21 protein-coding genes are annotated in these 24,520 nt (G+C 69.6%); 11 read left to right on the top strand and 10 right to left on the bottom strand.

The window, feature by feature from the left end; genetic code table 11:
- Positions 1-99: 99 nt before the first annotated feature.
- Both ACLQ2S_RS03510 and ACLQ2S_RS03505 read left to right on the top strand, forming a co-directional pair.
- Positions 100-1,110 carry an ABC transporter ATP-binding protein gene (locus tag ACLQ2S_RS03510; protein WP_425701102.1) on the top strand — a complete coding sequence of 337 codons (1,011 nt, stop codon included), beginning with the start codon at positions 100-102 and terminating at the stop codon, positions 1,108-1,110.
- The gene (locus ACLQ2S_RS03505) at positions 1,107-2,120 is read left to right on the top strand and encodes an ABC transporter permease subunit (RefSeq protein WP_425701101.1); all 1,014 of its coding nucleotides are present in this window, start codon (positions 1,107-1,109) and stop codon (positions 2,118-2,120) included. Before ACLQ2S_RS03510 ends, ACLQ2S_RS03505 begins: the two co-directional genes overlap by 4 nt.
- Before the next feature lie 14 nt (positions 2,121-2,134).
- On the opposite strand, the gene ACLQ2S_RS03500 is transcribed toward ACLQ2S_RS03505, so the two are convergent.
- The gene (locus tag ACLQ2S_RS03500; RefSeq protein ID WP_155215902.1) at positions 2,135-3,310 is read right to left on the bottom strand and encodes an ROK family transcriptional regulator; all 1,176 of its coding nucleotides are present in this window, start codon (positions 3,308-3,310) and stop codon (positions 2,135-2,137) included.
- A 155-nt stretch (positions 3,311-3,465) separates the two neighbouring features.
- Between ACLQ2S_RS03500 and ACLQ2S_RS03495 the strand changes: the two genes are divergently transcribed.
- From ACLQ2S_RS03495 to ACLQ2S_RS03480, 4 genes are all read left to right on the top strand, one after another.
- Positions 3,466-4,917: a glycoside hydrolase family 3 N-terminal domain-containing protein gene (locus ACLQ2S_RS03495; RefSeq protein ID WP_425701100.1), complete on the top strand. Its 1,452-nt coding sequence runs from the start codon at positions 3,466-3,468 to the stop codon at positions 4,915-4,917.
- Between the two features lie 75 nt (positions 4,918-4,992).
- Positions 4,993-5,622, top strand: a complete 630-nt coding sequence (locus ACLQ2S_RS03490) for a hypothetical protein (protein WP_230462352.1) — start codon at positions 4,993-4,995, stop codon at positions 5,620-5,622.
- Entirely contained in the window at positions 5,619-6,110 is a 492-nt protein-coding gene (locus tag ACLQ2S_RS03485) for a thiol-disulfide oxidoreductase DCC family protein (RefSeq protein ID WP_196222482.1), read from the top strand. The genes ACLQ2S_RS03490 and ACLQ2S_RS03485 overlap by 4 nt, the downstream gene beginning before the upstream one ends.
- Entirely contained in the window at positions 6,073-6,771 is a 699-nt protein-coding gene (locus tag ACLQ2S_RS03480) for a TetR/AcrR family transcriptional regulator (RefSeq protein ID WP_155215904.1), read from the top strand. Before ACLQ2S_RS03485 ends, ACLQ2S_RS03480 begins: the two co-directional genes overlap by 38 nt.
- A 196-nt stretch (positions 6,772-6,967) precedes the next feature.
- Here the strand turns inward: ACLQ2S_RS03480 and ACLQ2S_RS03475 are convergent, their stop codons facing one another.
- A complete protein-coding gene (locus ACLQ2S_RS03475) occupies positions 6,968-7,627 on the bottom strand; it encodes a GNAT family N-acetyltransferase (protein WP_155216194.1) in 660 nt (219 codons plus the stop codon).
- A 432-nt stretch (positions 7,628-8,059) separates the two neighbouring features.
- Between ACLQ2S_RS03475 and ACLQ2S_RS03470 the strand changes: the two genes are divergently transcribed.
- Positions 8,060-8,578 carry a hypothetical protein gene (locus ACLQ2S_RS03470; protein ID WP_155215906.1) on the top strand — a complete coding sequence of 173 codons (519 nt, stop codon included), beginning with the start codon at positions 8,060-8,062 and terminating at the stop codon, positions 8,576-8,578.
- A 4-nt stretch (positions 8,579-8,582) separates the two neighbouring features.
- On the opposite strand, the gene ACLQ2S_RS03465 is transcribed toward ACLQ2S_RS03470, so the two are convergent.
- On the bottom strand, positions 8,583-9,296 hold the full coding sequence (locus ACLQ2S_RS03465) for a Clp protease N-terminal domain-containing protein (RefSeq protein ID WP_155215908.1): 714 nt from the start codon (positions 9,294-9,296) through the stop codon (positions 8,583-8,585).
- A 345-nt stretch (positions 9,297-9,641) separates the two neighbouring features.
- Here ACLQ2S_RS03465 and ACLQ2S_RS03460 point away from each other — a divergent pair, with 345 nt between their 5' ends.
- Complete coding sequence (locus tag ACLQ2S_RS03460; protein WP_425701099.1) at positions 9,642-10,385, top strand: hypothetical protein; 744 nt, start codon at positions 9,642-9,644, stop codon at positions 10,383-10,385.
- A gap of 49 nt (positions 10,386-10,434) precedes the next feature.
- Here ACLQ2S_RS03460 and ACLQ2S_RS03455 read toward each other — a convergent pair whose 3' ends face one another.
- Positions 10,435-11,079: a TetR/AcrR family transcriptional regulator gene (locus ACLQ2S_RS03455; protein ID WP_230462353.1), complete on the bottom strand. Its 645-nt coding sequence runs from the start codon at positions 11,077-11,079 to the stop codon at positions 10,435-10,437.
- 68 nt (positions 11,080-11,147) lie between these two features.
- Here ACLQ2S_RS03455 and ACLQ2S_RS03450 point away from each other — a divergent pair, with 68 nt between their 5' ends.
- Together ACLQ2S_RS03450 and ACLQ2S_RS03445 are read left to right on the top strand one after the other, a co-directional pair.
- Positions 11,148-12,074, top strand: coding sequence for an alpha/beta fold hydrolase (locus ACLQ2S_RS03450; RefSeq protein WP_309222909.1), 927 nt, complete (start codon positions 11,148-11,150; stop codon positions 12,072-12,074).
- 170 nt (positions 12,075-12,244) lie between these two features.
- Positions 12,245-13,072: a DUF72 domain-containing protein gene (locus tag ACLQ2S_RS03445; RefSeq protein ID WP_425701272.1), complete on the top strand. Its 828-nt coding sequence runs from the start codon at positions 12,245-12,247 to the stop codon at positions 13,070-13,072.
- A 25-nt stretch (positions 13,073-13,097) separates the two neighbouring features.
- Here ACLQ2S_RS03445 and ACLQ2S_RS03440 read toward each other — a convergent pair whose 3' ends face one another.
- The 6 genes from ACLQ2S_RS03440 to ACLQ2S_RS03415 form a co-directional block, all read right to left on the bottom strand.
- Positions 13,098-13,505, bottom strand: coding sequence for an effector-associated constant component EACC1 (locus ACLQ2S_RS03440; protein WP_155215914.1), 408 nt, complete (start codon positions 13,503-13,505; stop codon positions 13,098-13,100).
- A gap of 13 nt (positions 13,506-13,518) precedes the next feature.
- Positions 13,519-15,720, bottom strand: coding sequence for a M48 family metalloprotease (locus ACLQ2S_RS03435; RefSeq protein ID WP_425701098.1), 2,202 nt, complete (start codon positions 15,718-15,720; stop codon positions 13,519-13,521).
- 390 nt (positions 15,721-16,110) lie between these two features.
- The gene (locus ACLQ2S_RS03430) at positions 16,111-16,914 is read right to left on the bottom strand and encodes a metallophosphoesterase family protein (RefSeq protein WP_425701097.1); all 804 of its coding nucleotides are present in this window, start codon (positions 16,912-16,914) and stop codon (positions 16,111-16,113) included.
- A gap of 87 nt (positions 16,915-17,001) precedes the next feature.
- Positions 17,002-19,689, bottom strand: coding sequence for an RICIN domain-containing protein (locus ACLQ2S_RS03425; protein WP_425701096.1), 2,688 nt, complete (start codon positions 19,687-19,689; stop codon positions 17,002-17,004).
- A gap of 202 nt (positions 19,690-19,891) precedes the next feature.
- Complete coding sequence (locus ACLQ2S_RS03420; RefSeq protein WP_425701095.1) at positions 19,892-21,337, bottom strand: ricin-type beta-trefoil lectin domain protein; 1,446 nt, start codon at positions 21,335-21,337, stop codon at positions 19,892-19,894.
- Positions 21,338-21,384: 47 nt separating this feature from the next.
- Positions 21,385-22,755 (bottom strand): endo-1,4-beta-xylanase, encoded by a 1,371-nt coding sequence (locus ACLQ2S_RS03415; RefSeq protein ID WP_425701094.1) that lies wholly within the window; start codon positions 22,753-22,755, stop codon positions 21,385-21,387.
- A 534-nt stretch (positions 22,756-23,289) separates the two neighbouring features.
- Between ACLQ2S_RS03415 and ACLQ2S_RS03410 the strand changes: the two genes are divergently transcribed.
- Positions 23,290-24,516, top strand: coding sequence for a PQQ-dependent sugar dehydrogenase (locus tag ACLQ2S_RS03410; protein WP_425701093.1), 1,227 nt, complete (start codon positions 23,290-23,292; stop codon positions 24,514-24,516).
- Positions 24,517-24,520: the final 4 nt, after the last annotated feature.

The raw sequence follows: 24,520 nt of genomic DNA, 5'->3' as shown, positions 1-24,520 counted from the left end.
CCATCCAACCACGCACCGCCGGGGTGCCCCCACGGGCCGGTGCCCCCGCCGTAGGGTGAAGCGCCGTGTCGTTGCTCACCCCGCCCGGAGGGAGCGCTCATGACCAGTCCGGTCATCGAGATCGAGGGTCTACGCAAGACCTTTCACAGCCTGCGCCGGGGGCGACGGGTCGCGGTCGACGGTTTCGACCTGCTGGTGGAGGCCGGCCAGGTGCACGGCTTCCTCGGACCCAACGGTTCGGGCAAGACCACCACCCTGCGAGCGCTGCTCGGGCTGGTACGCGCCGACAGCGGCTCGATGCGCGTGCTCGGGGCCACCACGCCGGAGCGGCTGCCCGAGGTCGCCGGCCGGGTCGGCGCGATCGTGGAGAGTCCGCAGTTCTACGGCAACTTCACCGGTTACCGGACGCTGCGGCTGCTCGCCCTCGCCGGTGGCGTGCCGGTCACCCGGGTCGACGAGGTGTTGGCGCAGGTCGGGCTGGCCGACCGGGGTGACGAACGGGTCAAGGGTTACTCGCTGGGCATGAAGCAGCGGCTGGCGGTGGCCTCGGCGCTGCTCAAACGGCCCGAGCTGCTGATCCTCGACGAGCCGGCGAACGGGCTCGACCCGGCGGGCATCCGGGAGATGCGGGACCTCGTCCGGTCGCTGGCCGCCAACGGGGTGACCGTGCTGGTCTCCAGCCACATCCTGGCCGAGATCCAGCTGATCTGCGACCACGTGACGATCATTTCGCGCGGCCGTCGGGTCACCGCCGGTCCGGTGACCGAGGTGCTCGCCGGTTTCGACGGCCACGAGCATCTGGTGCGAGTCGACGACCTGGGCCGCGCCGAGGAGTTGCTGCGGGCCGCCGGGATCACCGTCACCGGGCACGACGACCACCTGGTGGTCAGCGGCGTGCCGGATCCGGTCGCGGTGAGCCGGACGCTGGGCGAGCAGGGCCTCTGGGTACGCGAGCTGACCCCGCTGCGGCCGGATCTGGAGAGCGTCTTCCTGGAACTCACCGGGGGCTCGGCGCACCCGCACATCCCCTGGCAGGTCGGATCGGCACCACCGGACCAACCGACCACCGACCAGCAGATCGACCTCGGGATGCGGGGAGTGGACGCGTGAACCTGATCCGTGCCGAGGTGGAGCGGCTCACCGCCCGCCGCTTCGTCCAGCTGATGGTCGTGCTGCTGATGGCGGCGTTCGTGGTGACCGCGGCGACCACGCTGGCCGGCTCGCACCAGCCCACCCCCGCGGAGCTGGCCCAGGCCCAGCGGGCGGCCGCCTCGGACCTGCGGAGCATGGAGTTGGAGCACGCGCGGTGCCTGGCTCGGGATCGGGGCGAGCCGTTCCCCGGCGACGATCACCTCTACCTGCCGAGGGACTGCTCCGAACTGGATCCGGCGTTGCGGGACCGGCTGCCGGTGGCCGCCGACTACCTGACCGGAGTGTTCACCTTCACCCGGCAGGCCGAGCCGCTGCTCTACTTCCTGGTGGCGTACCTGGTGCTGTTCGGGTTCCTGGTCGGCGCCTCGTACATCGGCGCCGACCTGAACTCCGGCGGAGTGGTCAACCTGCTGCTGTGGCGACCACGCCGGCTGACCGTGCTCGGCACCAAACTCGGCACGCTGCTCGGGGCGGTGCTGACGGTGTCGGCGCTCGCCTCCCTGGCCTACCTCGTCACCTTCTGGGTCATCGCGCAGGTCGCCGGCTATCCCGGGCCGACCAACGCGGCCTTCTGGACCGGGTTGGGCGCGGTGTGGGGGCGCGGACTGATCCTGGTGCTGCTCGCCACGGCGACCGGCTTCGCCATCGCGACGATGGGACGGCACACCTCGGCGGCGCTGGGAGCGGTGGCCGCGTACCTCGTGGTGTGGGAGCTGGGTGGGCGGATCGTGCTGCAGATCCTCGACGTGGCCCGGCCCGAGCAGCTCATGCTCGGCAGTTACATCGGCGCGTGGCTGGCCGGCGAGGTCAGCTTCTGGGACAGCACCGCCTGCCGAACCGTCACCCAGGGCTACTGCGACGGCAGCTACACCCTGACCTGGCAACCGGCGCTGGCGGTGCTGGTGCTGCTCACCGCCGGGCTCTGCGCCACGGCCTTCGCCATCTTCCGTCGCCGCGATCTCATCTGACCGCCCGGCGGAGGTCAGCCGACGGTGGAGCCGAAGACCTCGTCGCGTACGGCGTCCAGCGCGGTGCGGAGGGCACCGTGCAGGATCGGCTCCTCGGTCAGGCCGGTGGGCACCACCCGGGGGCGTACCAGCGTGATCGCGGCGACCTCGTGCTGCACCCGCTCGGCCAGCGCGGCCCCGCCGGCCTGACCGACCTCCCCGGCGAGCACCACCAGCGGCGGGTCCAGCACCACGCAGGTGCTCGCCACGCCGAGGGCGAGTCGGCGGGCCACCTCGTCGAGCATGGGCCCGCCCGTGGTGCCGTCGGCGATCGCGGCCCGGACCGCGTCGGCGGCGGTGTCGTCCGGGTAGCCGTGCTCCTTGGCCAGGGCACGGATCGCGTCCGCGCCGGCCAGTTGCTGGAAGGCCGGCTTCGCCCGGCGTGAGACGTCGCGCGGGATGGGTGCGCCGGGCACCGGCAGGTAGCCGATCTCACCGGCGGCACCACTGCTGCCGTGGTGCAGCCGCCCGCCCAGCATGATCGCCAGACCGACACCGGCGCCGACCCAGACCAGGACGAAGTCCGTCACCCCCTGGGCCGCGCCGGACTGCGCCTCGGCCACCGCGGCGAGGTTCACGTCGTTCTCGAACACGACCGGGGTGTCCAGGTCGTCGCGGAGCGCGGCGAGCAGGCCACGGTGCCAGCGGGGCAGGTTGTACGCGAAGGTGATGTCCCCGGTGCCCGGGTCGACCAGACCGGGGGTGCCGAGCACGATCCGGCGTACGCTCGACAGTTGGGCTCCGGCGCTGCCGGCCACCTGGACGACCGCGTTGTGCACCACGCCGACCGGGTCGTCGGTGTCCTGCGTGGACTGCTCCACCCGACCGATGACCGCGCCGGTGATGTCGGCGCAGGCGGCCACCACCCGGTCCGGGCCGACGTCGACACCGACCACGTGGGCGCTTCCGGGACGTACGGCGTAGAGCTGGGCGTTCGGCCCCCGGCCGCCGGCCTGCTCGCCGACCCGGGTGACCAGCCCGCGTTCCTCCAGCCGCTCCACCAGCTGCGAGGCGGTGACCTTGGACAGACCGGTCAGTTCGCCGATCCGGGCCCGGGTCAGCGGCCCACGCTCCAGCAGCAGTTCCAGCGCCGCGCGGTCGTTGAGGGCCCGCAACAGACGTGGGGTGCCGGGCAGCCGGGTCGCACTCATGCCATGTGTCCTCAGTATCAGTAAACTTTGCTTACTTTTACGTTATCCAGCCCGACCTGCGAACGGGTAAGCCGTAGCGTATCGGCCACGTGGAAACGCGAACCTCCACCGACCCGGTACGACATCCGCCGGTCGACATCGAGAGGAGAGGACGCGTGGGGCTGGATCCAGGACTGCGCCGGCTGGCGCTCGGCACCCTGCTGGCCGCGTACCCGGGCCCCGTCCCACCCGACTGGGCCGTCGACCTGGTCGCCGAAGGGCTAGCCGGGCACACCCTGTTCGGCGGCAACGTCCACGACCCGGCGCAGGTGTCGGCCAGCACCACGGCGCTACGCGACGCACGGGCCGATGTGTTGATCGCCATCGACGAGGAGGGCGGCGACGTCACCCGGCTGGCGCATGCCACCGGCAGCCCGTACCCGGGCAACGCGGCGCTCGGCGTGATCGGCGACGTGCCGCTGACCGGTCAGATCCACCAGGCCATCGGCACCGAGTTGGCCGACCTGGGCATCACGCTCAACCTGGCGCCCACGGTCGACGTCAACACCGCCGACGACAATCCGATCATCGGCACCCGTTCCTTCGGGGCCGATCCGGCCAGCGTCGCCGCGCACGCCGCCGCCGCGACCACCGGGCTCCAGGCGGCCGGGGTCGCCGCCTGCGCCAAGCACTTCCCCGGCCACGGTGCGACCGTCACCGACTCCCACCACGAGCTGCCCACCGTGGCCGCCAGCCCCGACCTGCTGCGACAGCGGGACCTACCCCCGTTCGCCGCGGTGATCGCCGCCGGGGCCAGGGCGGTGATGACCGCGCACATCCGAGTGCCCGCGCTGACCGGGGACGCTCCGGCCACGTTCAGCCGCGCCGTGTTGGTGGACCTCCTGCGTCACGAGTACGGCTTCGACGGCGTCGTCGTCACCGACGCGCTGGAGATGAAGGGCGCGACCCTGGCCGCCGGTGGCGTCGCACCCGGTGCGGTACGCGCCCTGGCCGCCGGGGCCGACCTGCTCTGCATCGGCGCCCGGGTCGACGCCGAGCTGGTCGAGCAGGTCGCCGCCGAGATCGTGGCCGCGCTGGGTGACGGCCGGTTGGAGCGGGCCCGCGTCGAACAGGCCGCCGGCCGCACCACGGAACTCGCCGCCTGGACCCGCGCCACCGGCCGCACCGCCGTCGACCCCACCGATCTGGGGTACGCGGCGGCCCGCCGAGCCGTCCGGGTCGAGGGCGTACCGACCGGGTTGGACCGGTCGCTCGTGGTGCAGCTGCACGCCAGTTCCACCCTCGCCGAGGGACGGGTGCCGTGGGGACTCGGACCACACCTCGGCAGCGCCGAACAGATCCGGGTGGTGGCCGCCGAGACGGACCCGGCCGAGCTGCGCCGCCGCGCCGGTGACCGCCCGATCGTCCTGGTCGGTCGCCACCTCCACCGACTCCCCGGCGGTCGGGAGCTGACCAGCGCGCTGGCCGCCGCACATCCGGTGGCCGTGGTGGAGATGGGCTGGCCGGCGGGATGGCGACCCGACGGCGTCCGAGCCTTCGTCACCACGTACGGCGCGAGCCATGCCAACGGGCGGGCCGCGGCAGAGGTGTTGGGTCTCACCCGGTAACCCGTCTTGAACGTGTTCAACTCACGTCGTACGCTGACGTCGTCAAGTTGAACACGTTCAAGATTGGGCCGACACATGGACATCAAGGTCTGGATGTACCTGGTCTACCTGGCGGTCAGCATCGGCCTGACCATCTGGGTGGCGCGGGCGCTGACGCGTAACGGGTTGGTCTTCCTCGACGAGGTGTTCGCCGACCAACGGCTGGCACGGGCCGTGAACAACCTGCTCGTGGTGGGCTTCTACCTGCTCAACCTCGGCTACGTCACGGTGGCGATGCGACACTCCGGGTCGATCGGTTCGACCAGCGCCGCGATGGAGGAACTCTCGCTGAAGATCGGGCTGGTGCTGCTCGTACTCGGCGCGTTGCACTTCTTCAACGTCTTCGCCCTCGGCCGGTACCGGCGGAACCGGTTGCGCCAGGTCGCCCTCCACCCACCGCTGGCCCCCGTCGCCCGGCTGCCGATCCAGCACCCCTACCCGCCGATGCCGCACCGACCGGGCACCGGCCCACCCGCACCGGGCCAACCCACCGCACCGAACCAGACCGGATACATCACGCCGGGCCAGTCGACCGGCCCCGCCGCACCGGTTCAGCCGACCAGCCCAGCCGCCCCCGGCCAGCCGACCGGACACACCACGCCGGGCCAGCAAGCCGGACCAGCCACGCCGGGCCCGGCCACCCCGCCCAATCCGCCGGGCCGATGACGACGCCGGACCAGAGCGGGATGGCGGGGCTGCCGGACGCCACGCACGCGGGCGACGACATCCGGGGCCTCACGGTGCTCTACGACGCGCACTGCCCACTGTGCCGGGCCGCGCGGGACTGGCTGGCGTCGCGCGCACAGCTCGTACCACTGGAGTTCCTGCCGGCCGGTTCGGCGGCGGCCCGGCTGCGCTTCCCGGGCCTCGACCACGACGCGACGTTGCGCGATCTCACGGTGATCGCCGACACCGGGGAGGTGTACGCGGGCGACGGGGCCTGGTTCGCCTGCCTGTGGGCGCTGGCCGACCACCGGGACCTGGCCTACCGGCTGGCCCGCCCGCACCTGCTGCCACTGGCTCGACGGGTGGTGGCTGCCGCCTCCGCAGTACGCGAACGCCTCCGAGAACCATCGCCGGAGCCGACCGGCCGCCCGGCGGGATACGGTGACCGGAATGACCGACCAGACTGTGCCGACGACCGCTGCGGGTGAGGCGGCGACCGTCCGGGGCGAGCAGACGCGGCAGCTGATCCTGGAGACCGCGATGCGGCTGTTCCGCGAACGCGGCTACGCCCGCACCACCATGCGCGCCATCGCGACGGAGGCCGGGGTCGCGGTCGGCAACGCCTACTACTACTTCCAGTCGAAGGAACACCTGATCCAGGAGTTCTACGCCCGGATGCAGACGGAGCACCGGGCGGCGGCCCGGCCGGTACTCGAACGCGAGACCGACTTCGCCGCCCGGCTGGCCGGTGTGCTGCACGCGGGGATCGACGTGCTGACCCCGTCACACGAGTTCGCGGCGAGCTTCTTCAAGACCGCCGCGGAACCCACCTCACCGCTGAGTCCCTTCTCGCCGGAGTCCTCCGGGCCCCGCGAGGCGTCCATCGCCCTCTACGCCGAGGTGTTGTCCGGCTCCACCGCCAAGGTCGATCCGGAGCTGCGCCGCCAACTGCCCGAGTTGCTCTGGCTCGCGTACATGGGCGTGGTCCTCTTCTGGGTCTACGACCGCTCGCCGGGACAGGCCCGCACCCGGCAGCTGATCGACGGCGCGGTGCCACTGGTCGACCGGCTGGTGGCGCTGTCGCGGCTGCGCGTCCTGCGACCGGTCACCCAGCAGGTCGTCAATCTTATTCACACTCTGCGTCACTGACGGGCGACACGCGAGGAAGACGCTAAGCCGCAGGTCAAGTCCACAATTGGACAGCAAGGCGACAGTGGCGTCGGCTTGCCGAGCGGTTTCTGAATACGTAGCGTGATCGGCACTGGAGCCGCACGCGGACCTGGGGGGAGGCTGCGGACCGTGGATCCGGCCCGGGATCCACGGTCCGCGCCCTGCCGGTCCGCGTTCAGCTCGGGTAGACGCCGTAGGACCGCCAGCCGAGATCGGGAAATCCGGCGGCCTCCGCCACCCGCGCCGACGCGACGTTGCGCCGGTCGTGCAGGTAGGTCGGCACGGCACCGTCGTCGAGGACTCGACGGGCGGCCTGGGCCACCAGCCGTCTGGCCAGTCCGCGCCCTCGGGCCGCCGGTACGGTGCCCACCGCCAGCTCGTGTCCGTACCGGTCGTGCCGCTTGATCCCGACACCGGCCAGGTAACGGCCCCGGTGGTCGCGCACGACGAGCACCGGCCGGTCGAACAGCCGCAGCCAGGAGGGCAGCCCGGCGGCGGTGGGCGGCACCCAGACGCCCACCTCCGGCAGTGCTGCCGGCGCGACACTCCACCGGAACACGTCGTCGTGCACCGCCCAGCCGGGATATCCGACCGCCCTGGGCAGCGCGTCCAGCAGGCCGTCCCGGTGGCGCGCCAGCTCGCGTACGGCCGCGACCCGGTCGGGGGCCACGGAGAGCACGCCGTCGGCGCCCGCGTGGACCGCGACGGCGGGGCGCAGCCGGCCGTCCCAGGCGGGTCGAGCACGCCGACCGGAACCGACGACGTGCAGGCCCGGCCCGGCCGGCCACTGCCCCAGCCAGGTCGCCAGGTGCCGGTAGAGCCGCCGGTCGAGCATCAACACCTCCCGGTCCGTCACCGCCGACGCCGCTCACCGTACGACGACGCCACGAGTCCGGGGCGTAGGTAGGCGCAATCCGGGGAACCTGATCGATCGACCGTCCGTCATATCCATTTCCATACATGGACACCTTTGTTTGGAACGGTAGGGACATGCCGAAACAGCCACAGGACCGCTTTCACCAGGACGCCGAGCGCCCCTGGCACCACCACGGAAGCACCGGCCGCTTTCCGACCCAGGCGCGGTATCGGGATCGGCGCAGCCGTCCGGGCAGGCTCTCCTGGCGCGAGCTGAACAGCCTGCCGGCCGGGGCCGCACGTCACCACCTGAACCCACACTGACCCACCAGCGAGCCCACGCGCGCTTTCGCACACCTGTCGGGTAACGTCGGCTGGTCCTTCGACCGTCACGACAGGAGCTGGCACATCCATGGGCAAGAAGACGATCCACGTCTCCGACTTCAGCGGCACGGTGCTGGGTGCCGACGACGAGGCGGTACGCGTCGTCGTCCTTGAGCACCCTGACCTGGTCGCCGGGCCCGTGCAACTGGACGCCACCCCGGTGGAGGTCGAGAGCATCGACGACGCGGCACTGGACGTGGCGGTGGTGGAGATCCACGACCGGCACGGCCACGGCGAGCCGCGCCGGGTGGTGTTGACCGCGAGCGAGTTCGACGCGATGGCCACCGACGTGCCGATGGCGCAGCTACTGAAGACCGCAGAGCGGGTACGCCCGCCGAAGTCCCGCCGCAGCGCCGAGCGGATCGACTACGGCACCATCGAGCACGCGGGTCGGCCGCACCGGGGGCGGGTCACCGAGGAGGAGGCCCGGTTGGTGCGCGAACGACTCGACGAGGTGAACAAGCGCCTCGCCGACGCCGGGCTGCGCCAGATCGATCCGGCTGACCCCGAGCACGCCGCCCGGTACGGCTTCCCTGTCGAGTCCTGACCGCTTACTCGAACGTCCGCAGCTTGGCCAGGGCCGCCGCGACGTACGCCTCGACGGCGGCCTTGTCCACGCCGAGACCGGTGAGCACCCCATCGCCGTTCTCCTGTTCGAGCAGGGCCAGCAGGATGTGCTCGGTGCCGATGTAGTTGTGCCCGAGTCGCAGCGCCTCTCGGAAGGTCAACTCCATGACCTTCTTGGCCGCCGCGTCGTACGGGATCATGTCCGGGACCTCGTCCGACGACGGCGGTAGTGCGGCCGTGGCGGCCTCGCGCACGGCCTCGGCCGACACGCCGCCGGCAACGAGTGCCTTCGCGGCCAACGCCTCCGGCTCGGCCAGCAGACCGAGCACCACGTGAACCGGGGCGATCGCGGCGTTACCGGCGGCCTTCGCCTCGTTCTGCGAGGCCATCACCACGTTGCGGGCGCGCGGGGTGAACCGCTGGAAGCCCTCTTGCGGATCCATCGTCCCGGCCACGAAGCGCTTCTGGGCGGCCTGCTTGCTCACCCCCATGCTGCGACCGATCTCGGTCCAGGACGCCCCGGAGCGGCGGGCCTGGTCGACGAAGTGGCCGATCAGGTGGTCGGCGACATCACCGATGTGGTCGGCCACCAGCACCGCGTCGGCGAGTTGGTCGAGCGCGTCGGAGTGGGCCTGTTTGATGACCTGGATCAGGTCGTCGAGCCGGACGGGGCTACTCATCTTCAGAGGTTCAGTCATGCCGTCAACCTTAGGTTGACGGCATCGGATCGTCAACCCGTGGTTGACGATCCAACCTTCCCTGGCAAGACCTGCTAACAACCTTGACTAAATGTCACGAGATCGACAATCTCGGATGGAGAGCGCTCTCCATCCGCCTCACCAGCACATCCGACCCGCCACCTGCGAGGAGGTCCATCCTGCACGCCAACGTCCGCGGTCCCGGGCCTGACCCGAACCGTCCACGATCGACAGGTGGGCTCACCTCCACTGGGCGGTGAGCCCACCGGACGTCTGCTTCGTAAGAGTCGGTGACGGGCGCGGTGGGTATCAGGCCGTGCGGCACCGAACACACCTGGAGGCGACGTGAACGACGCTCTGACGACCGGCGGGCGACGGCTGTGGTGGTTGCTCGGGGCGGTCCTGCTGGTCGTTGTCGTCGTGGTGGTCGCCACCTGGACGTGGGTGACGGTCCGAGGCGACGGCCGCAACGGGCACGTCGTCACCGGCGCCACCGGCGAGTTGCGCGAGGCCACCTTCGTCCTGCTCGACGGCGCGGACGTGGTCCGGGTACGCACCGCCGACCTCGGCGACGACGCGTACCGGGTGTCCACGCCCCGCGACGCGAACGTCCGACCCGTCGTCTCCCGTACCGACGCGAGCCTGCTGACCAGCCTGCGCGGCACCGACCGGGACGGCCCGGCGGTGGTGGAGGTGGTGCTGGCCGAGTCGGTCCGCTGGCACGTGCGGCTCAGCGGTGGCGCGAAGGAGCAGCACCTCGACCTACGCGGCGCGCGGCTCGGTGACGTCGAGTTCACCGCCGGCGCGAACCGGATCGAACTGACCTTGCCCGCGCCACAGGGAACGCAACGGACCCTGCTCGGCGGCGGGGCGAGCCAGGTCGTGGTCCGGCTGGCCGACAACGCCCCCGTGCGGGTACGCGCCGGTGGCGGCGCCGGTTCGGTCACCATCGACGGCACCACCCACTCGGGGGTGGCCGGCGGAACGACCTTCACCCCGCCGGAGTGGAACGCCGCGACCGACCGCTACGACATCGACGCCACCGGCGGCGTCTCCTCCGTCACCGTGGACCGCGCCGCCGCCGGGTGAACCTCCGGTAGCGACGGCACGCCAGCCGCGCATCTGCCGAAATCGTCCATCAGGGGCGTCGAGCGGCAGCGGCTGACCTCGAGGACGCGGCGACGAACAACTGGTCCAACTGATAATTGAGCAGGGCGATCGCGGCCTCCGGCGTACGCATGCCCGCCATCACGCTGTCGGCCAGGCCGGTCGCCAAGGCCAGCAGGTTGCCCGCCTCCGCGCCGACGTCCCGGCCCGGGGAAAGCTCACCCGCCTGCTCCGCGTCGGCTAGCAGTCCGCGGAGCACCACTTCCAGTTCGGCGGAACCTCTGGTGTAGGACTGCTCGGCCAACGCCGGATCGGTCAGGGCGAGCGCGTGGTAGGCGGCGAATACGGTGTAACCGGCCCGCTGCTGCTCGTTGACGGGGATGAGCTGCACCAACCAGGCGTACAGGCGGTTGCGGACACCGCCCCCCGCGTTGGCCGCCAGCCCGGCTTCGATCCGCTGGCCGACCACCTCGGCCTGATGTTGCAGCCCCGCGAAGAGCAACCGCTCCTTGGTCCCGAAGTAGTACTGCACGGTACTGACCGAGACGCCCGCCTCGGCCGCGACCGTCCGCATGCTCGCAGCGTGCAGACCTCGATTCGCCGCGATGCGCAGTAGCGCGGCGACGATCAGAGCTCGTCGTTCCTCGTGGTCGGCCAGCTTCGGCATGCGCCCCATCACCCTTCCGCCTTGATGGTACGACTGTACTGTACGATCGTACTATCAAAACTCGGTGGGGAGGCCATGTGACAGGCACCAGAGATCCCGGCGTCGGACGGTTCGTCAACGACCAGGCGAGAGAGAAATTCCTCCAGGCGTACGACGTGGCGATGCGGTCCTGGCCGCAGGCCCGACAGGAGTTCGACGTCGAGACGAGCTTCGGCACCGTCCACGTGCACCACCACGGCGACGGGCAGGGCGCACCGGTGGTGCTGCTGCACGGCGCCCAGGGCAACTCCTCGAACTGGTATCCCCAGGTCGCCGCACTCGGCACGCACCACCCGGTGTACGCGCTGGACACCATCGACGACCCGGGACGCAGCGTGCAACGACGTCCGGTGGTGGGCACGACCGAGAGCGCCGCCTGGCTCGACGAGACGCTCGCCGCCCTCGACCTGAGCGGCGTCCACCTGGTCGGGATGTCGTACGGCGGATTCCTGGCGCTGGCCACGGCGGTGCACCGACCCGACCGGTTGGCGTCGATCACCCTGCTCGACCCGGGCGGGCTCCAGAAGGTCCCGCTCAAGTTCTACGTCAACGTCCTGGCGGGTGCCCTGGCCACGCTGGCACCGCGCCGTACCCGGGCCTGGTTCGCCCGACTGCTGGCCAACCACGCGCTCATCGAGTCTCCGGAGCAACTGGCACCCGTCATGATCGCCGCACGGCACTGGCGGACGCGGCGTCCCGCGGCCCGCCGGCTCGACGACGACGAACTGCGGGCGATCCCGGTGCCGGTGCTGCTCCTGGTGGCCGAGCGCAGTTCACTGCTGCGACCACGGCAGGCGGTGGCCCGGGCCCAGGCGCTGATTCCGTCGGTCCGGGCGGAGATCGTGGCCGGGGCTGGTCACGGTCTCTCGCTGGAGCGTCCCGAGTTGGTCAACCGGCGCGTCCTCGACTTCATCGCGGACCGCACGTCGGACGACGCCGTCGGAGGCGACCAGACCGGCCGGTGACGGCACGGCGGCGACGGGACGAGCCGCCCCGGCTCGTCCGGACGCCCGCCGACCGTCCGACATCCGGCTTTGGATACGGTACGTCCGATCGCCGCTGCTCAGCGGAAACGACTGGTGTACCCGAGGCTGGGAGGTACCAGACGGCCATGCGACTTCATGTCGGGTGTGCGATGTGGACCCACCGGTCCTGGCAGGGCCGGCTGCTCCCCCACCCGCTTGCCGCGCACGAGCGCCTCCGGCACTACGCGGGCTGGTGCGACGCGGTCGAGGGCAACACCACCTTCTACGCCACACCGACCCGCGAGGCGGTCGCCTCCTGGGCGGAGCAGACCGCCCCCGACTTCCGCTTCGTGGTCAAGCTGCCGAAGGTGGTCACCCACGAACGCCGCCTCACCGATGTCGCCCAGCCGATGCGCGCCTTCCTCGACGCGATCGAGCCACTCGGCCCCCGGGCGTACGCCCTCTGGGTCCAGTTGCCCGGCTCGTTCGGCCCGGACGACGTGCCCACGCTGGCCCGCTTCCTGCGTCGCCTACCGGCCGGCCACCGACCCGCCGTGGAGGTCCGCGACCCGGCGTTCTTCACCGACCCCCGCGCGACCCGGCTGCTGGAGACGGCGCTGGCCGAGACCGACGCCGAATGGATCCCGTTCGACACCACCGCGTTCTTCGCCGAGCCGCCGACCAGCGACGCCGAGCGGGACGCCTGGACGAAGAAGCCGAGGATGCCGTTGCGCACCGAGGCGCTCACCGACCGGCCGATCGTCCGTTACCTCGGCCGCGACAACCCCACCCGCACCGTCGACGGCTGGCGGCGGTGGGTCGACGTGACCGCCACCTGGTTGCGTGAGGGCCGGTCGCCGACCGTCTTCATCCACACCCCGGACAACGCCGACGCGCCGACGCTGGCCCGCCGGTTCCACGCCGAGGTACGCGACCGCGTACCCGGGCTGGCGCCGCTGCCCGAGCCGATCAAGGTCGAGCCCGCCACCCTCTTCTGACGGCTCGGGTGGCGGGCTCGTCGACCTATGCGGCGTCGGACCCGGGCTGCGGAGGCTCTGGGCCCCGGTTCTCCCGGAGGGCCCGGCTGACCTGGTCCAGCAGTTGCCGGGGATCGGTGCGGCCGGTGACCTGGACCTCCACCTCGGACTCGCCGATCCGCATCCGGACGCTGGCCCCGCTGGGCTGCTGGCTCAACCAGGTCTGGAGCAGGGTGAAGAGGCCCGGCAGCAGGCTCTGTGCCACCACCGCGATGATGACGGCCTCGCTGAAGCCGGCCCGTCCGCCGGTGCGCCTGCCCAGGTCCCGTACTGCCGTACGGTACTCCGGACGGCGGTGAATCCAGTCGACGAGCGACACCTGGGCCGGCTGCCGAAGCTGGGTGATCATCTGAAGCCGGACGGCCTGCCGAGACGGCGGGTACGCACCACTCATCCGATGCTCCTGTTCATTCCTCGACGTCGGGCTGGAAGGTGAGTTCGTCGCCGGTGACGGTGACGACACCGGTGACGGTGATCGAGCGGCGCTCGGTGAACTCGTCCTTGCCGAAGTACGACTCGTAGGTGCCGCTCACCTCCGCCTGGCCCTGCCCCTCGTACGGCGTCGAGAGCCGCGCGGCGGTCGGGCCGAGGATCTCGATCTGCGGCTCGGGATAGGAGATGATCTTCCAGGTGATGTTCTCGGCGCTCGAGTAACCGGACAGCCGGAAGGGGCAACCCTGCGGTGCGGCCACCGTCTGCCGCGCGCACTCGTCCAGGTACGCCCTCACCTGCGCCTGGATGGCGCCCTGGGCGGCGGGCTTCAACTCCGGAATCGCCTGGATCAGCGTCTCGGACATGTAGCCGGGCAGCACGGTGAGGTACTGCGGCGCCACCTCACTGAGCGGGTTGGACGCTGCCGTCACCACGTACATGCCGGGCACCGAGCGCACCGTCTGCTCCTGTGGACTGGTCGGCACCGACACGCCGTTGATCATGAGACCCGCCTGGTCGGCGGCGACGGTGAGGGCGAAGACGCCACCCAACACGTGCCAGCCCTTGAAAACACCGAGCGTCGAGTCCTCGTCGCGCCGGAGCATCACCTCCGTCTCCACCGGGATCTCCCCGAGATCGAAGGAGACCTTGGCGGTCGCGAGGTCGTCGTCCCGCTCGATGTCCCGGATGTCGACGTTCTTGGGCGGCTGGTAGTCGGTCGACTTGATCAACTCGGCGAGCAGGGTGTCGTTGCGTACCGTCGCCTCGATCTCGGGGCTCAGCCAGCCGGCGAGGTCGTCCACGTCGCGGTCGGCGAGGGCGGAGAAGTACCCGTTGACGGCGGCCTCCGGTCGGAAGAAGCCCCACTGCACGACCCCCAGCAGGCTGGAAAGCAGGCAGAAGGAGAGCAGCACGACCCCACCGATGACGGCCGGACGCCGCAGGTCGAGCGGGTCGTCACCGCCGAACAGTTCCTCGGTGCCGATCACCCGTCGCGGCGGCTCCTCCGGTGCCGAGGGCTGGTGGCCCGCGCGGACCGTCTCCAGGCGCTCCAACCGCAACTCGTTCGGCGGATGCTCGGCGCAGACGGCCTCGTCCCAGCCGCTGCGCCCGCTCTCGAACGACTTGCGGCGTTCGAGGATCGCCCGCAGTTCCTCGGTACGTCCGGTCACCACCGCACCCAGATCCGCCCGGTACTCGGCCGCCCGCACGTCGGCTCGGTGCAGTGGCTGCACCAGGTACTTCATGGTCAGCAGGACCGGCCAGAAGAAGACGAAGACGAACAGGTTCGTCGCCGGGTGGGGGAACTTGCGCATCAGCCAGGTCGGCACGGCGTGCACCAGCACGAGCGGCAGGCCGACACCCCGGACGAAGGCCGAGGTGATCTCGTCACCGGTACGCCAGTGCACCAACTCGTGGCTCAGGAGCGCGGCGATCTCGTCACGCGGATCGGTGAGCAGACCGGTGGTGACGACGATGTGCCGGGCGTAGGTGCGGGCATTCGTGCTGACCAGGTCGTCCTCGACCAGCAGCCGCGGCACCCCGGGCAGGCCCAGCCGCTCGGCGCACTCGTGCAGAATCGGCATGATCAGTTCCCGCTCCCGGCGGCTGAGTTCGCGCGCGCCCGACACCCGCAGCAGTCGATGCTCGAACAGCACCCGGTACAAGGTGTAGAGCACACCCACCAGAATGGCGGCAGCCGCCATTCCAGCTAGCTGGGCGATCAGGGAGACGCCGCTGTCCACCCCACCGAAACGAAGGATCGGCACCATCAGCAGACCGGCCAGGAACGCGATACCGGCACCGACGAAAGCGCCTATCGCACCACCGGACTGTTCCATGAAGGAACTGACCAGTCGACCGACGATCGGGGCGTCGCGAACCTGGTCCGGGATCAGATCCGCGAACAATCCACCGCCGGTGAACGCCAGGGCGATACCCGCGACCGCCGCGAGCACCACCGCGTTGAACAACGCGACCGGCACATAGAACCAGGCAGCGATAAAGGACCCCAGCACACCGCGCCAGTCACGCAGGATCCCGACGCGGAGCCAGACGATCGCGTTCGGATAGCCGGGCGGGCGGTTGGCCAGGCGGCCACCTGTCCCGTCGGGGCCGGGGGTGTCACCAGCAGGCGCGGACGGCCGCACCGGCGCCAGCGGCGAATTGCCGGTCATCTGATTCTGGTGATCGTCGGAAGGTTGCACCATATCCTGCTGCACGGAAACTCCTCCATGGTGCCGAACAGGGCAAAATCGCGGCCCGGTCCACCCGGAACTGATTTCCTAAGGCAGGCAGCGGGCCGCGTTTCAGGCAGTGAACCACTCAGCGGTAGGGGCAGACCTTACTCCGGTGAATACCGTCACGCCACCCACATCGCGTACCGAATTGCGCAGCCGAGCCATTCGAATCCGGCAGTTGGTGCAGAGTGGACAGTCGTCGTCGCCCGATGACGACTATCCGTCATTTCTCCGCGTACGACAAAGATGAAAGTTCCACGGAATTGCTCGGCCGCACGCGCCAGGCGCGGATTGGCGAGGTGCGGGAACCGGCCCGTCGGGCGCCGGTCAGGACACCCGCGGCACCGGCCGCCGGTGGTACTTCGGTCCGTCCGGGTCATGCATCTCACCCCGGTAGATGCCGTGCCGCAGCTCGGAGACGTACCCCTCCAGCTCCGGCATGCCCAGCCGGGCCGCCACCGCCAACTCGGCTTCCACGTCGTACGGGACCCGGACGAACTGGATTGAGAACGGCGCGTCGGACGTCGAGCCGAGGACGCCTTCGAGGATCACGTACACCGGGGTCGGGTCGTCTATCGCGTTGCCGACGCTGCCCGTGTTGAACAGGGTGCGACGGTCGCGGTCCACCTCGTAGAACGGATCGTGGGTGTCCCCGTAGCCCACCACCGAGGGCACCGGCCCGTCGCCGGTCGCCGGGGTGTTGGCGAACATGCCGAGGAACTCGGCCTCGTCGTGGTCGAACCGCACCCGGCGGTGCACGCTGGTCGCCGACGCGTGGAACAGGCGCACCTGCCGACCGCTCATCAGGAAGTCGTGGCAGAACGGCAGACCGCGCAGCCAGTCACCCTGGCCGTCGGCGAGCTGCGCCAGCCACCAGGCGATCGCCTCACTGTCGTAGGTGCGGTCCGGGTCGGGCAGGAAGTCGTCCCAGTTGCCGAGGATGTTGACCTCGCAGCGCTCCTGGCAGACCTCGATGACCTCCCGGCCGCGCGGCCCCTTGCCGACGTAGTCACCGAGGTTGAAGATCCGCTCGATCCCGCGTGCCTCGATATCGGCCAGCACCGCCTCCAGGGCGGTCAGGTTGCCGTGGACGTCGGAGATGAGGGCGATGCGATCGAGGGATCTTGTCACGGGCCGATCGTAGACGCGACGGCGATGGCTGGTCAGGGGCCGGCCTCGGGGGTGGCCAGCAGGTGCCCGCCCCCGAGGCCGGTGATCTCAGGACCGCCGACTCCACTGCTGGTTCGCGCCGCCGTTGCAGGACCAAAGGATGATCTTTGTTCCGTTGGCGGTGGCGGCACCGTTGGCGTCCAGACACAGTCCGGACAGGACGTTGGTGATGGTGCCGTTGGCGTTGATGTTCCACTGCTGGTTGAGGCCGCCGTGACAGTCCCAGATGATGACCGTGGTGCCGTTGGTGGTGCCCGCCCCGTTGGCGTCCAGGCACTTGTTGCCGTACCCGGTCAGCTGCTTGCTGGCGGTGTAGGTCCACCGCTGGTGCGCTCCGCCGGAGCAGTCCCAGAGCTGCGTCTGGGTGCCGTTGGTGGTGGAGGCACCGGGGATCTCGACGCACCGGCCGGACTGGCCACCCACGAGCTGGTCGCCCTGCGTGCTGCCGGTGCCCTGCCGCCTGACGATCGACGTCGACTCCGCCGATCGGTTGCCGAGGGCGTCGACGACGTAGAGCCGGTAGTCACCCGACGCCGTCGGCACCGCGATGGAGGTGGCGTTACCGTCCGCCCTGGTCATCGTCGGCCCGGCGGCGAAGTTGGTGGTACCGGAGGGCGCCAGCCAGAGCGACCTGGTCGCGTCGCCGCTGCTGCGGATCGGGATCGAGGAGGTGCCGCTGCCGACGAAGGTGCTGGCCGGTAGGACGTAGTCCTGCATCGGCAGGTTGCGCGGCTGGGTGATGTCCCGGTACGCGTCCTGGAGTCCCGCGTTGACCGCGATCCCGTAGGCGGCTGCCGGCCAGACGTAGTCGGAGGAGACGATGATGTCGTGGATGGTGCTGTTGGGCAGGTTCTTCTGGGAGACCTTGTTGATGGGACCGTAGGTCTGCGTGATGCTCAGGTCGTGCTTACGTCCGAAGTCGTCGGAGTTGATCATCCAGGTGATGTTCTTGTCCACACTCAGGACGTTGTCCCGGAAGGTCATGTACGCCGAGCCCTCGTCCGGGTGGAGTCCGTACTTGTGACCGGCGGGGACCCCCTGGAGATAGTTGTCGTGGATGGTGGTCCCCGGCTGGCTGCCCAGGGTGTAGATGGGCGCCGTGTCGCTGAGCCGCTGCACCGTGTCGATGATGTGGTTGTGGCTGATGGTGTTGTTCTTCGCCGTGGTGGTGGGCCGGTTGGGCGCGATCGACCCTGAGGATCCGTCGAAGTTCCACCAACCCCAACCGAGCGTGATGCCGGCCCACGGCGTCTTCTCGATGCGGTTGTGCTGCACCGTCAGCGAATCGGCGAAGTACGCCGCGACCGCGCCGTGCCCGTTGAACAGCACCGCGCTGTCGTAGACGTAGTTGTTCTTGATCTCGATGTTCTTCGGGAGCCCCTCGACCTGGGCCGGGTACTTCTCGCGGTTGCTCGACGTGTGGTCACCGACGTAGACGTGCTGCGGGTGGCCCACGCTGATCGCCGTTCCGGCGACGTCGTTGGTGAAGTTGCCGATCAACTGCGAGTTCACCACGTCGTTGACCAGGTTGATGCCGTCGGCGCCGGTGTGCTCGATGCGGTTGCGCTCCAACAGGATCCCGTCGGCGTTCTGGACGTGGACGATCCCGGGCGTGACGTCGACGTTGCGGTAGTAGTAGACGTGGAAGTTGCCCCGCGCGTACGCCAAGGCACCGAGGTTGCCCTGCTGCGCCTGCTTGTAGACCGAGCCCGCGACGTTGAACAGGTTCCAGTCGGAGTGCCGCACGGTGAGCCCGGAGAAGGTGATGTTACGGGCGTGGTTGCTGGTCGAGGTGCCCGCGATCCGGAGCACCGTGGTCACGTTGTTCGGCGCGAAGACCGTGGCGGTGGCCATGTTGTCTGCGCTGGCTTTGTAGTAGTAGAGCGTCCGACTGGACTTGTCGAAGTAGAACTCCCCCGGCGCGTCCAGGAACTCGTAGGCGTTCATGACCTTGTGGCTACCGTTGATCTGGGCGTTGCCGTTGAACGCTCCCTGCGCGATCGCGGCACCCGGCTGCTGGAACAGCGCGACGCGGCTGCCGCCCTCGGTGGTCACCTGCCGCACACCCACGATGGCCGTGGTCCAGGTGGTGGCCGTCTCGATCTCGATGTCGTCCTGGTTCTGGGAGATCGCCGGGAAGTCGGCCGTGTTGTACCTCGCGCCCGCGCACTGCGAACCCGACTCCCAGGCCCAGTCGGCCTGCCCCGCGTTGATGGTGTACTGGCCGTGGCACCCGCCCGACGTGATCGTCTTGGCCGCCATGTGCGCCCGCCGACCGTTGACGTAGAGCGCGCGCAACTTGTTGCTCCGGTCGAGCGGGGCCTTCCAGATGTTCCCGTTGTGCTGGGTCCAGCCGGTCACCTGCACACCGGCTTCGAGGATCGGCGTCTCGTTCGGGTAGGCGGCATACACCACCCGGTGGCCGTTGGCACCGGAGTCGCTCGGCCCGAACTCGATGGTGCTGCCGACCGGGTAGCTGCCACCACGGAGGTAGACCTGGATGTCGCCGGTCATGGTCGCGGTCTTCGTGCGGACCACGTCCCGGGCACGCTGGAGCGTACGGAACGGCGCCGCCATCGTGCCGGGATTGGCGTCGTTGCCGTTCGGTGCCACGTACAGCGTCTCCTGGACCGCGGCCTGTGCCGGAGCCTGATCCGCGACCACGGCCGGCAGCGCGGCGGAGACGAGGACCGCCAACGCGACTAGGGAATGTCTCCCCTGGACAAAGGATCTCATTTCTGCTCCCTCTACCTCCGTCGACAGACCTGCCTCGCGGTGTGGCCCACGCCTTGTGTGGCCCACGCCTTGTGTGCGGCCTGCGCCTTGTGTGCGGCCTGCGCCTCAACGCGCGGCAGCCGAGTCGCCGGAATCCTGATCAACAGCGCCCGGTCGCGATTCCGCCTACGGCCGGAGACATCCTTGGTGGTTACGGGTCAGGTCAGCCCTGCTGCACCTGCCATCTCTGGTTGTCGCCACCCCAGCAGGACCAGAGTTGGACCTTGGAGGTCGTGACGTTCACGTCCAGGCAGAGGCCGGACTGCGCACCACGGATCGTGCCGTCGCTGCCGACGGTCCACCGTTGGTTGTCGCCGCCGTTGCACGCGTACGTGCCGACGACGGTGCCGTTCGTGGTTCCCCGGTTGTACGCGTCGAGGCACCGCTGACCGTTGAGAGCGGTGATCTGGCCACCGGCCGTCAATGTCCATCGCTGGGCGGCGCTGGTGTTGCAGGGATACACCTGGACCTGCACATTGGCGGTGGTGGCACCCGGGATGTCCAGGCACTGCCCGGTGCCGACGTTGCGCAGCAGGCTGACCGCGTCCGGGGGGACACCACCGTCGCCCAGTCCCCAGGCATGCCGGAGACGGTTGAGACCGCTCGCGTTGGGGGTGTTCAGGGTGAGGTTGGTGCCGGTGCCGTGCAGCTTCTGCATCGCGTACCAGTCGTCACCCTGGCCGGCGGTGACCTTGCCGCCCAGACCCGGCCAGTAGATCGAGCCGATCCGCAACTCGCGCAGCACGTCGGCGGTGGCGCGGAAATAGCGTACGAAGTTGTCGGCGCTGGCGGCGTCGTGGTAGTTGAGCCCGGTGTCCATCGGCGCGCCGAACTCGTCCATGACGGTACGAGCGGCGCAGGAGCCGATCGCGTCCCGGAGGAACGTCACCCACTGGTCGTAGGTCTTCGCACCGCTGAAGAAGGTGTAGTGGTGCAGCGACACCAGCGTCCCGTCGAGCCGCCGGTCGGCACACATCGACTTGATGTCGGTGTTCAGCCCGGCACCGCTGACGAAGACCCGGTCACGGGGGACCGACGGACGGGCGTTGAGCCAGTCGTTCACCACGTTGGCCCAGTCTGCGGCGCTGTGCCCGCCCGGCTCGTTCATCGGCTCGAAGTACACCAGCGGGTTGCTGCCGTACCGGGCGACCACGGTGTTCCACATGGTGTTGAAGGCGGCGGTGTTGACGATCCGCCCGCCGCTGGCGGCCACCCCGTCGTCCCAGTAGGAGAGGACGACCTTGAGGCCCTTCGCCGTGGCGGCGTCGATCGCGCCGGTGTACGAGTTCCACCAGGCCGTACCGACGGTGTAGGTGTTGATCGGAAGCCGGACGGTGTTGGCGCCCAGGTTGTTCTGGAATCCGGTGTAGATGGCGTTGGCCTTGGCCTGAACCGTGGCGTAGCTGTCGGAGCTGCTCAGCCCGTGCAGGACCAGCGGTCCGCCGTGGAAGTTGTCTCCCAGCCGTGCCCAGTTGACGCCGCGGAACGCAGTGGTGTCCGCGGCGGCCGGTGAGGCACCGGCGAGCACGGCGGTCGGCACCGCGCCGAGCGCGACCATGGCGCAGGCGAGTACCCGGGTCAGGTAGCGACTCGTTCGGGATCTGGCCATCGTCGTTCCCTTCATTACGGTGCCGACCGTCATGCCTGCTCGTCAGCTCAGGCCCGGGACCAGCGCTGGTTACCGCCGCCGTGGCAGTTCCACACGATCACCGCGCTGCCGTTGGCGGTGGCGGCGCCGTTGACGTCGAGACACAGCCCGGTCTGCGCGTTGCTGATCGTGCCGTTGCTGTTGAAGACCCACTGCTGGTTCGCCGCGCCGCTGCAGTCCCAGATCTGCACCTGGGTGCCGGCGGAGGCGTTGTTCGGCGCGTCCAGGCACTTGCCCATCACCTGCAGCGCCCGCCCGTTCTGGGTGAACTGCTGGTTGGCGTTGTTGTGGCAATCCCAGATGATCATCTGTGACCCGTTGGCCGAATTCGCCCCGTTGACGTCCAGGCAGCGACCTGATGCCTCGTTGCGCAGCCGGTTGCCGGTCGGGTTCGTGGGCGGGGTCGAGCCGCCGTTGAGCGTGTCGAGGACCGCCGTGTACGCCGGCTTCTTGTTGCCCGCGCAGTCGAAGAGCAGGGCGTTGTCGCCGCCACGCCAGGAGTCACAGTCCCGTACGCCCCACACGGTGATGCCGGTGCAACGCGAGATGGCCAGGCAGGCACGGGTGACTGCGGCGTACATGTTGGCCTGGTTGCCACCCTGGGTGATGTCCAGTTCGGTGATCTCCACGTCGACGCCCAGGTCCGCGAAGCGCTGAAGGTTGGCCTGGTAGTCGCTGGGAAGCGTGGTGCCCAGGTGGGACTGGAAGCCCACGCAGTCGATCGGCACGCCGCGCTGCTTGAAGTCGCGGACCATGTTGTAGACGCCCGTCGACTTCGCGTTGATGCCGTCGGTGTTGTAGTCGTTGTAGCACAGCTTCGCGCCCGGGTCGGCGGCCTTGGCGGCCCGGAACGCCGCCTCGATCCAGTCGTTACCGGTGCGTTGCAGGTTCGAGTCGCGGCGGGCCCCGCTGCCGCCGTCGGCGAACGCCTCGTTCACCACGTCCCACGAGTAGATCTGCCCCCGGAAGTGGGAGGCGACCTGGGTGACGTGGTTGATGGCGGCGTTGCGCAGGTCGCCGCCGGAGAGGTTCTGCGCCCAGCCGGGCTGCTGAGCGTGCCAGAGCAGGGTGTGCCCGCGTACCTTCATCCCGCGCGAGCGGGCGTGGTTGACGATGCGGTCGCCGGCGCTGTAGTTGAACACGCCGCGCTGCGGCTCGGTCGCGTCCCACTTCATCTCGTTCTCGGCGACGAGGCTGTTGAACTCGCGGTTCAGCACCGTCATGTACGTGTTGTCGTTGAACTTGTACGTCCCGACGGCGGCACCGAAGTAGCGGCCCTTCTCGGCGGCCGCGGCGCCCAGCGTCGTGCCCGCGTTGGCGGCACCGGTCGGCACCAGCACCGTCCCGGCCACCAGTAACCCGACCGCCAGGGAGCGCATGGTCGCTCCGGTGGACCACCGTCGTCGCGGCGCACCGCTCGGATGTACGAGATTCCTCATGTGTTGCAGCACCTCCATAGTTCGCGTCATGTCGATGGTTAGCGCTAACACCATCGGTCGGCTCAGGTGCTTCGCCGGGCGGACCACAGGAGACGAGACAACGCTACGCATCGATGAAAGTGAGATTGCCACAAAGTTACGGAGCGCTCAAGAAGTTCCGCACCGCAGCCTGGAAATAACCATATTTGTCAAGGTCAACGCAGCAGTCACCGGGGGCGAGCGGCAGCGGTCCCGACTTGGATGTCTCGCTCCACAGAGATCCACACAGCGGTGCGCATCGTTGACGCGGTAGCGACTCGGCGCAATGTGCACGCAAACATCGCGCGAACCCGGCGACGCAACAGCGGCCACCTGTCGAACGCTGCTCGTGCCGCCCGATTTGCCGACCACCAACGCGAGACATCGATGCGTGTTGATGTAGGGTGGGGCGATCCCCGAAGGCGTCCTCCAGTCCATCTGTTCGAGGAGCTGAACATGTCGCGAAGGCGTTGGCGCCCAGCCCATGTACTGGCCGGGTTGCTCGTCCTAGTCCTGACCGCGCTGCTGTCACCGACACCGGTGGCCGGCACCGCCACCGCCAGCACACCCCGCCCCGGTGGGGTGCCCCTCACCGAACTGACCGTGGTCTCCGAACAGGTGGCCTACGGTCTCCAGCGTCCGGTCGCGCTCACCGGGCTGCCAGACGGCCGGATGCTGATCGCGGAGAAGAACGGCACCGTCCGCGCCTACCATCCCGACACCGGCCTGGCCGCCGAGCCGGTGCTCGACCTGACCGCCCGCGTCGACACCTCCGGCAACGAGCGCGGTCTCCTCGGCATCACCCCCGCGCCGCACTTCGCGCGGACCGGGGTGCTCTACGTGGCCTACACGAGCCTGCCGGACGGCGCGCTGACCCTGGCGCGGCTGCCGATCAACGCTCCTGAGCGGCTACAGGTGCTGCTCACCCAGGAGCACGCCGAGTACAACAACCACAACGGCGGACAGGTGGCGTTCGGCCGCGACGGCTACCTCTACTGGTCGCTCGGCGACGGCGGTCACGCCAACGACCCGTACAAGGCCGGCCAGGACCTCGGCACCCTGCTGGGCAAGATCGTGCGGATCGACGTCAACCGCAGCTGCGGGGCGAAGCCCTACTGCGTACCCCCTGACAACCCGTTCGTCCGTACCCGCGACGCCCGGCCCGAGATCTGGCTCTACGGGCTGCGCAACCCCTGGCGGTTCTCCGTCGACCCGGCCGACAACTCACTGTGGATCGGCGACGTGGGCCAGGGCCTGGTCGAGGAGATCAACCACATCCGTCCGTGGCAGCGCGGGGCGAACCTCGGCTGGTCCTGCCGGGAGGGCACCCCGGTGTTCGACCCGGACCAGTGCCGACCGGGCGTGAAATACACCGACCCGGTCTTCGAGTACGAGCACTACATGACCGAAAGCTGCTCGGTGACCGGCGGCGTGGTGTACCGAGGGTCCGCGACCCCGGAGGCCCGTGGGGTCTACGTCGCCAGTGACTACTGCTCGACCCTCGCGTTCGCCGTACGCCCCAAACCCACCGGCGGCTACGAGTCCGCCATCATCGGCAACTTCCCCATCCAGCCGACCGCCATCGACAAGGATGTGCACGGCGAACTGTACGTACTCAGCGACCTACCCGGCTGGCTGAGCAAGGTCCGGTTCGAGCGCGTGCCACCCGCCCCGGCCGACTGACCGT

Origin of the sequence: Micromonospora sp. DT48 (genome assembly GCF_049844495.1) — a bacterium.
In the GTDB taxonomy this organism is placed as follows: domain Bacteria; phylum Actinomycetota; class Actinomycetes; order Mycobacteriales; family Micromonosporaceae; genus Micromonospora.
The sequence above is the reverse complement of the archived record's forward strand: the minus strand, read 5'-3'. Positions and strand labels throughout refer to the sequence as shown.